The sequence below is a fragment of the Microbispora sp. GKU 823 genome, from assembly GCF_002027145.1.
Lineage (GTDB): Bacteria > Actinomycetota > Actinomycetes > Streptosporangiales > Streptosporangiaceae > Microbispora > Microbispora siamensis.
Map to the genome: position 1 here is coordinate 15,129 of NZ_MWJN01000116.1, position 13,568 is coordinate 28,696.

The 13,568-nt window shown below is 70.4% G+C and carries 7 protein-coding genes; 1 reads left to right on the top strand and 6 read right to left on the bottom strand.

Features of this window, described 5'->3' with window-relative positions:
- Positions 1-307: 307 nt before the first annotated feature.
- Both B1L11_RS37895 and nrdR read right to left on the bottom strand, forming a co-directional pair.
- Complete coding sequence (locus B1L11_RS37895) at positions 308-3,217, bottom strand: vitamin B12-dependent ribonucleotide reductase (protein WP_079320070.1); 2,910 nt, start codon at positions 3,215-3,217, stop codon at positions 308-310.
- Positions 3,218-3,350: 133 nt separating this feature from the next.
- Positions 3,351-3,821 carry a transcriptional regulator NrdR gene (gene nrdR, locus B1L11_RS37900; protein WP_079320071.1) on the bottom strand — a complete coding sequence of 157 codons (471 nt, stop codon included), beginning with the start codon at positions 3,819-3,821 and terminating at the stop codon, positions 3,351-3,353.
- A gap of 431 nt (positions 3,822-4,252) precedes the next feature.
- Here nrdR and lexA point away from each other — a divergent pair, with 431 nt between their 5' ends.
- On the top strand, positions 4,253-4,969 hold the full coding sequence (lexA, locus tag B1L11_RS37905; protein WP_239108415.1) for a transcriptional repressor LexA: 717 nt from the start codon (positions 4,253-4,255) through the stop codon (positions 4,967-4,969).
- Positions 4,970-5,056: 87 nt separating this feature from the next.
- Here lexA and B1L11_RS52985 read toward each other — a convergent pair whose 3' ends face one another.
- The 4 genes from B1L11_RS52985 to leuS all read right to left on the bottom strand — a co-directional run bounded on the left by B1L11_RS52985 (position 5,057) and on the right by leuS (position 12,625).
- A complete protein-coding gene (locus tag B1L11_RS52985; protein ID WP_256863241.1) occupies positions 5,057-6,712 on the bottom strand; it encodes a cellulase family glycosylhydrolase in 1,656 nt (551 codons plus the stop codon).
- A 192-nt stretch (positions 6,713-6,904) separates the two neighbouring features.
- Positions 6,905-9,196 (bottom strand): S41 family peptidase, encoded by a 2,292-nt coding sequence (locus B1L11_RS37915; RefSeq protein WP_256863242.1) that lies wholly within the window; start codon positions 9,194-9,196, stop codon positions 6,905-6,907.
- Positions 9,163-10,083, bottom strand: coding sequence for a hypothetical protein (locus B1L11_RS52990; RefSeq protein WP_256863243.1), 921 nt, complete (start codon positions 10,081-10,083; stop codon positions 9,163-9,165). The genes B1L11_RS37915 and B1L11_RS52990 overlap by 34 nt, the downstream gene beginning before the upstream one ends.
- Positions 10,084-10,162: 79 nt before the next feature.
- Complete coding sequence (gene leuS / locus B1L11_RS37920) at positions 10,163-12,625, bottom strand: leucine--tRNA ligase (RefSeq protein WP_079320073.1); 2,463 nt, start codon at positions 12,623-12,625, stop codon at positions 10,163-10,165.
- Positions 12,626-13,568: the final 943 nt, after the last annotated feature.

The window sequence follows — 13,568 nt, forward strand, 5'->3', positions numbered from 1 at the left end:
GATCTACCTTCCGGAGCAGGTCGGTGGCACGTTTCACGGCTGTGCGCCGTCTCAGGCATCCCCCACAGTCTGTGCAGAGCGTGGAGACTCCGGATATGCATGCGATGGCCTTCTTCGGTCGATCCCGGGAAGTAATTTCCTTTCTCACTGGAAAGATTCGTCCGTTGTTTTGGGCAACCGTTAAAGCCGCTACGTTGAATCGAATGTGCTCAAAAGTCGTCGGTGGGTCACCCGCGTGACGGCGGCGGTTGAGACGGGCGAAGGGGGCCGGCGCACTCGCCGGCCCCTTCGCTCACGGGGTGGTTGGTCAGCTGCAGCCGCTGGTGCTGCCGCAGCCCTCGCAGACGTAGCAGCTGCCGGCCGGGCGCATCTTGGTGCCGCAGGTCATGCACAGCGGCGCGTCCGCCGTACGGCCCTGGTGGCTCTCCAGCGAGGCGCCGACCCGGCGCGGCTCCGGCACCGCCACCGGCGCGACCTGCCCGTTCGACAGGCCCTCGGCGGGCTTGGCCTCGACCGGCGCGGCCTGCGCCTTCTCGACGGGCGCCTGCCCGCTCTCGATGGGCGCCGACTGCGCCAGGGCCGCGGTGTCCACGTCCTGGAGCGCGGCCGGGTCCTCGCCGCGCTGCTGCGCGGCCCGCTCCGAGGCGGAGAAGATGCCCAGCGCGGCCCGGTCCTCGTACGGCAGGTAGTCGAGCGCGAGCCGCCGGAAAATGTAGTCCATCACGGACTGCGCCATCCGGACGTCGGGGTCGTCGGTCATGCCCGCCGGCTCGAACCGCATGTTGACGAACTTCTGCACGTACGTGTCGAGCGGCACGCCGTACTGGAGGCCGATCGAGATCGCCACGGAGAAGGCGTCCATCACGCCCGCGAGCGTGCTGCCCTGCTTGGACATCTTGAGGAAGACCTCGCCCAGGCCGTCGTCGGGGTAGGACGAGGCGGTCATGTAGCCCTTGGCGCCGCCCACCGTGAAGCGGGTGGTGGTGCTCGGCCGCTGGTTCGGCATCCGCCGCCGGGTCGGCCGCGCGACCTCCACGACCTGGACGATCGGCTCCTTCTCCGCGGCCTCCTCGGAGACCTCCTCGGAGGTCTTCTTCGCGACCGACAGCGGCTGTCCGACCTTGCAGTTGTCGCGGTAGACGGCCAGGGCCTTGAGGCCGAGCTTCCAGCCCTCCAGGTAGACCTGCTCGATGTCGTCCACCGTGGCCGACTCGGGCAGGTTCACGGTCTTGGAGATCGCGCCGGACAGGAACGGCTGGACGGCCGCCATCATCCGGACGTGGCCCATCGGGGCGATGGCACGCTCGCCCATCGCGCAGTCGAACACCTCGTAGTGCTCCGGCCGCAGGCCCGGGGCGTCCACGACGTGGCCGTGCTCGGCGATGTACTCGACGATGGCCTCGACCTGCTCCTCCAGGTAGCCGAGCCGGCGCAGCGCCCGCGGGATCGTCTGGTTGACGATCTGCATCGACCCGCCGCCGACGAGCTTCTTGAACTTCACCAGCGCCAGGTCGGGCTCGATGCCGGTGGTGTCGCAGTCCATCATCAGGCCGATGGTGCCGGTCGGGGCGAGCAGCGACGCCTGGGCGTTGCGGTAGCCGTTCTTCTCGCCGAGCCTGAGGCACTCCTGCCACTGCCGGGTGGCCTCGGCGTGCAGGGCCTTGTCCATGTCGTCGAGCGTGCGCAGGTCGTCGTTGGCCGCGGCGTGCTTGCGCATGACCCGCTTGTGCGGCTCGGCGTTGCGCTGGTAGCCGTCGTACGGGCCGACGATCCCGGCGAGCTCGGCCGAGCGGCGGTAGGACACGGCGGTCATCAGCGAGGTGATCCCGGCCGCGATGGCCCGGCCGCCGTCGGAGTCGTACGCGTGGCCGGTCGCCATCAGCAGCGCGCCCAGGTTGGCGTAGCCGATGCCGAGCTGACGGTACGCCCGGGTGGTCTCGGCGATCTTCTGCGTCGGGAAGTCGGCGAAGGTGATCGAGATGTCCATCGCGGTGATGATCAGCTCGGTGACCTTCACGAAGGTCGCGACGTCGAAGCTGTCGTCGTCACGCAGGAACTTCAGCAGGTTGATCGACGCGAGGTTGCACGAGGAGTTGTCCAGGTGGACGTACTCCGAGCAGGGGTTGCTGGCCGTGATGCGCCCGGTCTCCGGGCAGGTGTGCCAGTCGTTGATCGTGTCGTCGTACTGCACGCCGGGGTCGGCGCACTCCCAGGCGGCCTGGGCCATCTTGCGGAACAGCGACCGGGCCTCGACCTCCTCGATGACCTCGCCGGTCAGCCGGGCCCGCAGGCCGAACTTCCCGCCGGCCTCGACCGCGCGCATGAACTCGTCGGAGACCCGCACCGAGTTGTTGGCGTTCTGGTACTGGACGGACACGATGTCCTTGCCGCCGAGGTCCATGTCGAACCCGGCGTCGCGCAGCGCGCGGATCTTGTCCTCCTCGCGCGCCTTGGTCTCGATGAACTCCTCGATGTCGGGGTGGTCCACGTCGAGGACGACCATCTTGGCCGCCCTGCGGGTGGCGCCGCCCGACTTGATGGTGCCGGCGGAGGCGTCGGCGCCGCGCATGAAGGAGACCGGGCCGCTGGCCGTGCCACCGCTGGACAGCAGTTCCTTGGACGAGCGGATGCGGGAGAGGTTGACCCCAGAGCCGGAGCCGCCCTTGAAGATCACGCCCTCTTCCTTGTACCAGTCGAGGATCGACTCCATGGTGTCGTCCACGGCCAGGATGAAGCAGGCGCTCACCTGCTGGGGCGAGCGGGTGCCGACGTTGAACCACACCGGGGAGTTGAAGCTGAAGATCTGGTGGATCAGCGCGTGCTTGAGCTCGTGGTCGAAGATCTCCGCGTCCTCCTCGGAGGCGAAGTAGCCGTTCTCGAGGCCGGTCCTGGTGTAGACGCCCACGACCCGGTCGACGAGCTGCTTGAGGCTCGACTCGCGCTGCGGGGTGCCCACCGCCCCGCGGAAGTACTTGGTGGTGACGATGTTGGCCGCGTTGACCGACCAGAAGTCCGGGAACTCCACGCCGTGCTGCTCGAAGTTGACCGAGCCGTCCCGCCAGTTCGTCATCACGACGTCGCGCCGCTCCCAGCGGACCTCGTCGTACGGGTGGACACCCGGGGTGGTGAAGACGCGCTTCATCTTCAGGCCCTTGCGCGGGCGCTTGCCGGCCCGGCCCCCCGTGCCCGATACGGTGCCGCTCACGGTCTCCGTCATGACTTCCCCCTCCCAGGGCCCGGTGGAGCCCCTCTTTCGGACCACGCTCGTTACAACCTCATCGTCGCGCCGCGGCCACCGCACCCGGCGCCGTGCCGCCGCCTCCGCCCCGTCCCGGTCTCCCGGGAGGCGCTCACTCCTCGATCGGCTCCCGGTCGCCTCTGGCCGCCCTGAGCTGCTCGATCTCCGCCTCGAAGTCGGCCAGCGTCTCGAATCCCCGGTAGACCGACGCGAAGCGCAGGTAGGCCACCTCGTCGAGGTCGCGGAGCGGGCCCAGGATGGCCAGGCCCACCTCGTGGGAGGCGATCTCGGCCGCGCCGGTGCCCCGGATGCTCTCCTCGACGCGCTGCCCGAGCTGGGCGAGGGAGTCCTCGCTGACCGGACGCCCCTGGCAGGCCCGCCGCACGCCGGCGATGACCTTCTCCCGGGAGAACGGCTCGGTGACTCCGCTGCGCTTGCTCACCATCAGCAGCACGGTCTCCTGCGTGGTGAACCTGCGCCCGCACTCGGGGCAGGTGCGCCGGCGGCGGATCGCCGCCCCGTCCTCGGCAGCACGGCTGTCCACGACCCGGGTGTCCGGATGGCGACAGAACGGACAGTGCACTTCATCGCCTCCCTGAACGCACATCCGGAACACAAGGTGTGGTGAACTTACACCGCTGTGACTACTAGATGTTGTGGTCCAACCGTAGGAGTGCCCGACCTTGAACGCAAGTCGAACCGGCCACGGGAGGGGAAGTGCCTGCTCGGCGCGCGTGTCGCGCCTCCAGTCACGGGCGCATCACCTGCCCCACGGGTCGCGGAATACGCCCTTTACGAGCCTTTTCCGGCCGATTTCCGTACGGCTTCTGACCTGGGCGTACAGCACACAGAGAAGATCGGGGAAATCGAACACGGGATCGATCGAACTCCCGTACGATGAGGTGGACGGCGAGATCGGCGATTTCGCTGGATATCGAACAATTGTTTGACGGTGATCTTGAATCGCGGTACGGTCGCTCTGTGCGACATGAGGAACACGGATTGAGAGGTGGCATCGTGAGTGACCGAAGTGAGCAAGCGGATGGCGTCAGCGACCTCGCGGTTCGCAGGCGCGACTCGCTTGGCCTCACCCCCAGGCAGCGGAAGATCCTCGAGGTGATCCGCGACTCGGTCCAGCAGCGCGGCTATCCGCCGTCCATGCGGGAGATCGGGGAAGCGGTCCAGCTGACCAGCACCTCCAGCGTGTCGCACCAGCTCACGGCGCTCCAGCGTAAGGGCTACCTTCGGCGTGACCCGCATCGGCCCCGGGCCCTGGAGGTCCGGCTGCCGGGCGAGCCGGTGCTGTGGGTGGACCCCGACGCCACCTCCGAGGAGGAGTCCGGGTTCAACCGGCCCACCGCGGCCTACGTGCCGCTGGTCGGCCGCATCGCCGCCGGTGGTCCCATCCTCGCCGAGCAGAGCATCGAGGACGTGTTCGCGCTGCCCAAGCAGCTCGTGGGCGAGGGCACGCTGTTCCTGCTCCAGGTCTCCGGCGACTCGATGATCGAGGCCGCCATCGCCGACGGCGACTGGGTCGTGGTGCGGCAGCAGCCGGTCGCCGACAACGGCGACATCGTGGCCGCCATGATCGACGGCGAAGCCACCGTGAAGACGTTCAAGCGCAAGGACGGGCACGTGTGGCTGGTGCCGCACAACCCCAACTACGAGCCGATCCCCGGTGACGAGGCCACCGTGCTCGGCAAGGTGACGGCCGTCCTGCGCAAGCTGTAACCGTCCGCCGGTTCCGGACGCCGCACAGGGACAAGCCCGGCGCTCTCGTGAGCGCCGGGCTTGTGCTCTGCCGTGTTCGGTTCGCCGTCAGGAGGCGGTGCAGCTCACCGGCGACGGAACGCCGTTGGTGCCCGACCAGCTGCCGTTGAAGCCGAACGTGGTCGAGGCCCCGGCGCCCAGCGCGCCGTTGTAGGCCAGGTTCGTCACCGTGACGTTGGACCCGCTCGCGCTGAGCGTGCCGCTCCAGAGCTGGCTGATGCTCTGGCCGTTCGGGAAGGCCCACTTCACGGTCCAGCCCGAGATGGCGGACGACCCCGCCTTGACCGTGACCTCGCCCTGGAATCCGCCGGGATACTGGTTGACGACCTTGTACGTGGCGGTGCACGTCTTCCCACCGGGCGACGAAGGAGACGCGGACGGCGACGCGGAGGGAGACGCCGACGGCGAGACCGACGGCGAGACCGACGGAGACGCCGACGGGGACACGCTCGGCGAGGCCGAGGGCGACACCGGCGGCGTCGGGTTGCCGCCCGTGGGCGGGATCAGATAGGGCGAGATGATGCTCTGCTTGGCCTGGTCGACCGTCGCCCAGTCGTCCTTCAGGATGCCGCCCGTGTCACCCGAGTTGGGGTTCCACGACCAGTAGGTGAACGACATGCCGTTCACCCCGCTGCCCATGTACTTCATGAGCTCCTGGAGCCAGATCTTGTCGATGTTGCTGGCCAGCGTGGTGCCGAACTCGCCCACCATGATCGGCGCGATGTTCTGCTTGTACAGGTAGCCCCAGTACTTGTCCCAGATGGCCGGCATGTTGGCCGGGTACGACGGGTCGTCGAACCACGCCTGGTGGTAGACCGACGTGGCGTACTCGTGGGGCGAGTAGACGAGCCGGTTGGCCACGTTCAGCCGCACCGGGTACTGCCCGGCCTTGGTGAGGTTGCCGCCCCACCAGCCGCAGTCCTCGTCGTTGCTGGTGTCGTTGTCCCAGACGTTGGACAGGCCGCCGCTCGGGCAGCTCACGCCCTCCACGAAGATCAGCCAGTTGGGCTGCACGGACAGGATGGCGTTGCCCGCGCGCTCGGCCGCCAGGCGCCAGTCGCGCGACTCGTCGCCGCAGCCCCAGCAGGAGCCGGTCGCGTTCGGGTTGGTGCCGTCGGCGTGCGGCTCGTTGTGCAGGTCGGCCCCGATGACGGTGGTGTTGCCCGCGTAGTGCTGGGCCAGCGACTTCCAGTCGCTGATCCAGGTGGACTCGGGGACGCCCGAGGTGTACCACAACGCCGTCTGGCCCGCGCTGGTCGGCCGGTGCCGGTCGAGGATGATCCGCATGCCCTTCTGGCCCGCGTAGTCCACGACCTTGTCGAGGATCTGCAGCGGGGACAGGCCGATCAGGTCGGGGTTGGAGTAGGTGTTGACGCTCGTCGCCTGCGCGCCCGGCTTCAGCGCGTCGTCGGAGAACGGCACCCGGATCGTGTTGTAGCCCAGGTTCGCCATGAGGTCGAGCTGGCTCTTCCACGGGTTGTTCGCCCACAACCCGTGGAAGGTCTTGTTGTCGGTCTCCATGCCGAACCAGTTGATGCCGGTCAGCCGGACCGTGGCGCCGGTGCTGTCGACGATCTTGTTCCCGCTGGTGTGCAGGTAGCCGGTGCCCGTACCGGCGGCGTTCGCCGGCGAACCGGTGACGACGAGAACGGTCGCCGCCATCGCGGCGACGGTCGCCAGCCCGCCGAGAATTCGTCTGTACAAGACGTGCCTCCCACGCGGGGCGCACGCCGACGGCGAGCCATACGGTCAGGCGCGCACCCCAGACCACCGCCGGAGCGGTGGTGGTCGCGGCATGCCCTGACCGCACGCCTACATCGATATGACTAGTTTGTGGCTCGGGCGTAATTTTGTCCGTACGGCTGCCCGATCGTCAACGTCATCGGCAGCGGGGGATCACGGCAGCGGCGGCAACTCCGGCGGGGTGGCCGGCCGCCTGTCCTCCAGTGCCGCCAGGGCCAGCTCCACCGCCCGCGCCAGCTGCGGATCCCGCCCGGCGACCAGGTCCTGCGGCGTCACGACGACCTCGACGTCCGGGTCGACGCCGTGGTTCTCGACGCCCCACCCCTCGCCCTCCAGCCAGAACGAGTATCGCGGCTGCGTGACGACGGTCCCGTCCACGAGCGCGTACCGCGAGTCGATGCCGATCACGCCGCCCCAGGTCCGCGTGCCCACGAGCGGCCCGATGCCGCGGTTCTTGATCCCGGCGCTGACGATGTCCCCGTCCGACCCGGCGAACTCGTCGGTGACGGCCACGATGGGCCCGCGTGGCGAGTCCTCCGGGTATCGCGCCGGCTCGTACCCCCGGGCCAGCGACCACCCGGTGACCCGCCGCTGCAGCTTCTCCAGCACCAGCTCGGAGACATGCCCGCCGCCGTTGTCGCGGATGTCCACGACGAGCCCGTCGAAGCCCATCTCGGTACGCAGATCCCGGTGGAACTGCGCCCACCCGGTGGACATCATGTCCGGCACGTGCAGGTAGCCGAGCCGCCCGCCCGACGCCTCACGCACGAACGCCCGCCGCCCGGCCACCCAGTCGTGGTACCGCAGCCGCGTCTCGTCGGCGACGGGCGTGACGACGACCCGGCGGGGCTCGCCGCCGGAATCGGGCCGGACGGTCAGCTCCACGGGCCGCTCCGCCGTGCCGGACAGCAGCGCCAGCGGCCCGCGGACCGGATCCACCGGACGCCCGCTCACGGCGACGATCGCGTCGCCCTCGCGGACGGCGACGCCGGGCGCGAGCAGCGGCGAGCGGGCCTCGTGGTCGGAGGACTCCCCGGGCAGGATACGGCTGATCCGCCACACCCCGTTCTCGTCCCGGGCGAGGTCGGCGCCGAGCAGGCCCTGGCGGCGCCGGGGATCGTAGCCGTAGCCGGTCGGCCGCGCGTACGCGTGGGAGGTGGCCAGCTCGCCCTGGACCTCCCACAGCAGGTCGATCAGCTCGGAGTAGGCGCCGAGCCGCTCCACGAGGGGGGCGTAGCGGTCGAGCGTGGCCTGCCAGTCCACGCCGTTCATGTCCGCCCGCCAGAAGTGGTCGCGCATGAGCCGCCCGGCCTCGGCGTAGGCCTGACGCCACTCGGCGACCGGATCGACGGTCACGGCCACGCGGTCCAGGTCGATGGTGACGACCTCGTCGTCGTCCCCGGTGGCGCGGGTCTGCAGGCCGTGCCCGCCGTTGCCCACCAGGCGCGTGCCGTCGGCGCTGACCTCGAAGGCCCAGAACTCCCCGCCCAGCTCGCCGGCCCTGCGCTTGGCCAGGTCGTAGCGTTCGAGGACCGGCTCGCCGGGCTCGGTGCCGTCGCCGAGCTCGCCGGTGAGCGGGTGGCGCAGCCACAGCAGGCCGCCCTTTGCGGCACGCAGGTTGGAGTAGGTGCCGGCGGGCACCGGCACGGGCACGATGCGCGCCGCCAGCCCGTCGGCGTCCACCTCGGTCGGACGCGGCGGGCCGGGCTCGCCGTCCTTCCCGGCGTCGTTCTTGGCGCTCTCGCCGTTCTTGTCTTCCGGGCCGGCGTCGTCGTCCCCGCCGAAGCCGCGGCCCGCCAGTGAGGGGTCGAACGGCGAGGGCGTGGTGGCCTTGAGCGGCACCAGGTAGGGCCGGCAGCTGCTGGGAAAGGACAGGTCGAAGACGTGACTGTCGTAGACCGGGTTGAACGTGCGGTCCGACAGGAAGGCCAGGTATTTGCCGTCCTGAGTGAAGGACGGGCTGTAGTCGTTGAAGCGCGGCGGGGTGACCTCGATCGCGGCGCCGCCGTCCACGCGGGCCAGCTTGAGGTGGCGGCGCCAGGGCTGGTAGGCGTGCGCCCACGCGAGCCAGGCCGAGTCCGGGGAGAACGTCACGTGTTGCACGTCGCCGTGGGTGGTGCGGTCGACCTCGCGGACGTCCCCGGAGCCGAGGTCCACCACCAGCAGCCGTCCGTCGTGGGTGGCGACCGCGGCGTGCTTCCCGTCCGGCGCGGCGGCCAGGTCGAGCACCCGGCCGAGCCGGCCGGCGGCCAGCGTGCGGATCTCCCCGCCGGACGTGCCGATTTCCAGCGCGTCCTCACCGGAGGCGTCCGACACCCAGACGGCCCGGCCGGTGTCGTCGAGGGGCCGCGGCAGCCGTACCCGGACGCCGGGCTCGGCGCGCAGCGTGCCCGCGGGGCCGTCGCGGTGGGTCAGCCAGTGGGCGGTGCCGCGGATCTCGACCACGCTGGCCGCCCGGTGCGGTCCGGCGCGAAGCCGCCGACGCGGTTCGGCGCCGGCCGCCTGGCCCTGGCCGGGCGCGGCCCGCTCAGGGTGATGTCCAGCTTGTACGGCTCGGCGTCCAGGCTCTCCAGCAGCCACAGGTCGCCGCCGAGGCTGTAGACGACGCGGGAGCCGTCCGACGCGGCATGGCGCGCGTAGAAACCGCGGTGCGTGGTGTGCTGCCGCAGGTCCGAGCCGTCGGGCAGGCAGGAGTAGAGGTTGCCGTCGCCGTCGGTGTCGGCGAGGAAGGCCAGGCGCTCCCCTACCCACATGACCGACCAGTGCTGCGCGGGATTGCGGGCGAACAGGCGGGTGAACTCGCCGTCGCCCGTGGCGTCCACCCAGATCTTGGCCGCGGTGCCGCCGCGGTAGCGCTTCCACTGCGACGGCTCGCGGAACACCGCCGAGACACCCGCCACCTTGGCGCCGCTGACCGCGACCTCGCTGACCCTGCCGTACGGCAGAGCCGTCGCCGGGCCGCCGTCCAACGGCACCGCGTGGGCCCACAGCCGGGACCGCGAGGCGTGGCCGGCGGCGGTCACGGCCAGCACGTGGCCGTCCTCGGTCCAGCCGCGCACGCCTGTCGTGGCGTTGCCCCAGTGGGTGAGCCGCTCGCCCTCGCCGCCCTCCAGATCGGCCACGAACACCTCGGGCTCGCCCTCGCGGGTGCTCGTCCAGGCGAGGCGGGCGCCGTCGGGAGAGAACCGGGGGTGGGAGACCGGGACCCGGTCGGCCGTGAACCGCCAGGCCCTGCCGCCGCTCGTGGGCGCCAGCCAGACGTCGTCGTCCGCCACGAAGGCGAGGAGGTCACCGTTCAGGTGGGGGTATCTCAGGTACGCACCGTTCGCCACAGCCGCACCCTATGCCGCGTGGCGGCTCCGCCATACCGGACAGGTTTGCACAAGGTATGGCGGAGCCGGGATCACTCCCCTACGGGACGATGTTGACGAGCTTGGGCGCCCGCACGATCACCTTGCGCGGCTCGCCGTCCAGGTAGGGCCGGACCTTGTCCGACGCCAGAGCCAGGGCCTGCAGGTCCGCCTCGGAGATGTCCGGGGAGACCTCCAGCCGGTCGCGGACCTTGCCCGCCACCTGCACCACGGCCGTGACCGACTCCTGGACCAGCAGCGCCGGGTCCGCCTCGGGCCAGCCGGCCTTCGCGACCGACGGCGCGTGCCCGAGCCGTTCCCAGCCCTCCTCCGCGACGTACGGCGCGACCAGCGACAGCATGATCGCCAGAGTCTCGGCGGCCTCGCGGACGGCCGGGTCTGCCGCGCCGGGACCGGCGTCGATCGCCCGGCGGGCGGCCGTGGTCAGCTCCATCATGCGGGCCACCGCGACGTTGAACCGGTGGCTCTCGACGAGCTTGGTCACCTCGTCGACGGTCCGGTGGGTGACCTTGCGCAGTTCGACGTCGCCGCCGGAGAAGTCGATCCCCGGGGCGGACGCCGCACCGGCCTCGGCCATCACGCGGAACGCCCGGGCCAGGAACTTCTGCGACGCGGCCGGCGAGACGTCGGCCCAGTCGATGTCGTCCTCCGGCGGCCCGGCGAAGATCATCGTCAGCCGCACGGCGTCCACGCCGTACGCGTCGATCTGCTCGCCCAGGTCCACGCCGTTGCCCAGCGACTTGGACATCGCCTTGCCCCGGTTGATCACCTGGCCCTGGTTGAGCAGGCGCAGGAACGGCTCGGTGAAGCCGACCAGGCCCATGTCGTACAGGACCTTGGTGAAGAACCGCGAGTACAGCAGGTGGAGCACGGCGTGCTCGACGCCGCCGACGTACTGGTCGATCGGGCCCCACTCGCGGACCTTCTCGACGTCGAACGGCCCGCCTTCGTAGTGCGGGTCGCAGTAACGCAGGAAGTACCACGACGAGTCGACGAAGGTGTCCATCGTGTCGGTGTCCCGCTGGGCGGGTCCGCCGCACTTCGGGCACTCGACGTTGACCCACTCGGTGGCCGCGGCCAGCGGCGAGACGCCCTTCGGCTGCAGGGCCGCGCCGCGCAGGTCGGGCAGCGTGACCGGAAGCTGGTCGTCCGGCACCGGGACCTCGCCGCAGTCCACGCAGTGGATGATCGGGATCGGGGTTCCCCAGAACCGCTGCCGCGACAGCAGCCAGTCGCGCAGCCGGTAGTTCACCGCGGCCTTGCCGGTGCCGCGTTCCTCCAGGACCTCGATGATCTTCTGGATCGCCTCGGCCTTCGTCAGCCCGTCCAGCGGGCCGGAGTTGACCAGCGTGCCCTCGCCGGGGGTGGCGACGCCGGTCTCGCCGGGGTCGGCCAGGCCGGTGTGTACGACGACCTTGACCGGCAGGCCGAACTTCCGCGCGAAGTCGAGGTCGCGCTGGTCGTGGGCGGGCACCGCCATGATCGCGCCGTGGCCGTAGTCGGACAGCACGTAGTCGGCCGCCCAGACCGGGATGCGCTCCCCGTTGACCGGGTTGATCGCGTACGTGCCCAGGAAGACGCCGGTCTTCTCCTTCTCCGTGGACAGCCGCTCGATGTCGGAGAGCTTGGCGACCTCAGCCCGGTAGGCGGCCAGCGCCTCCGCCTGCTCGGGGGCGACGATCTCCTCCGCCAGCGGCGCGTCGGCGGCCACGACGAAGAACGTCGCGCCGTACAGCGTGTCGGGGCGCGTGGTGTAGACGGTGACCGGCTCGTCGCGGCCCTCGATGCGGAACTGGACGTCGGCTCCGGTGGAGCGGCCGATCCAGTTGCGCTGCATGGTGAGGATGCGCTCGGGCCAGCCGCTCTCGATCTGCGCCATGTCGTCGAGCAGCCGGTCGGCGTAGTCAGTGATCTTGAAGTACCACTGCGTCAGCTCGCGGCGGATGACGTCGGCGCCGCAGCGCTCGCACTTGCCCGCCACGACCTGCTCGTTGGCGAGCACGGTCTGGTCCTGCGGGCACCAGTTGACCAGGCCGCCCTTGCGGTAGGCCAGGCCCCGCTCGTAGAAGCGGGTGAACAGCCACTGGTTCCAGCGGAAGTACTCCGCGTCGCTGGTGTGCAGGCGCCGCGACCAGTCGAAGGAGATGGCGTACCGCTTGAACGAGTTCGCCTGGGTGTCGATGTTGGCGTACGTCCACTCGGCGGGGTGGGCGTTGCGCTTGATGGCCGCGTTCTCCGCGGGCAGGCCGAAGGAGTCCCACCCGATCGGGTGCAGGACGTTGTAGCCCTTCTGGAACCAGTAGCGCGCGACGACGTCGCCGATGGCGAAGACCTCGCCGTGCCCCATGTGGAGGTCGCCGGAGGGGTAGGGGAACATGTCGAGCATGTACTTGCGCGGCCTGGTGTCCGCGAGGTCCTCGACCGCCGCGAAGGGGTTCAGCTCCTCCCACCGCGGCAGCCACTTGGCCTGCAGCGCCTGCGGGTCGTACACCGGCTCGTCCACTTCCACTCCTCGCCAGGCGGCTGGAATCACACAGATGAAGGCGCCCGCCGGGGGCAGGCCCCCGCATCACAGTCGAGGCAGCCCCGTCTCCGCGCTCTCACGCTCCGAGACGGCTGCCCGCTCAGCAGGGTGGCGGCACGCGTGTCAAGCGTAGCGCAGACCGCAAGCGGGACGCGGATCGATCTTGTCGGCTGACCTGGCGTGTCAGAGTGCGATACACGATGGTGATAGATCCGTTGTGGGCTCTTATGTCCATTCCCCTACTGTGCTTGCCGTGGCCAACTCATTTCCGCCCGCGGATTTGCCGATGCAGGACCCGCCCACCGACCCCACCGGTGAGCAGTTCCGCGAGGCATTCCGCGGTTTCGCTGCGGCAGCCCCCGGCTCGCATGAGATCATGCCAGGCACCCCCAATTCGGGCATGATCTCGGGAGGTACCGTGCCCACGGACCGCAGCGAACACCAGCGGGAGCCGGCGTGGCCGGAGATCCCGCCGGCCTGGCCCGAGATGCCTCCGCCCTCGTCCTTCACCCCGACCGTCCGGTCCTTCGTCGAGGGTGCGCCGCAACAGTCCGCGGACGCCACCGCGACCATGGCGGGCCCGCTTCCCGGTACGGCTCAGAACCGGCCCACCCCCGCCTTCGACGGCCCAGACGGCTTCAGGGGCCCAGAGGCTTTCGGAGGCGCAGAGGCTTTCGGACGCGCTGAGGGCTTCGGAGGCCCCGCGCCGGTGTACGGCACGCCGGGCCCCGCGGGCCCCGGTCAGGACCAGAGTCAACACCAGGGTCAGAGCCAGAGGCAGGGTCAGGGGCAGGCCGGTCCGCACGGGGGCCCGTTCCCGGGCGGGCCGGACCGTCCCCGGCCGTCCGCGCCGTCCGCGCCGTTCACTCCTTCGGTCCGCTCGTACGCCGAGTCCGCCCCGCCCGCCTCCACCGCGCCCCCG

Excerpts from the sequence above, each read along its gene's own strand:
- B1L11_RS37895 (WP_079320070.1), bottom strand. The coding sequence starts at position 3,217 with ATGACGGAGACCGTGAGCGGCACCGTATCGGGCACGGGGGGCCGGGCC.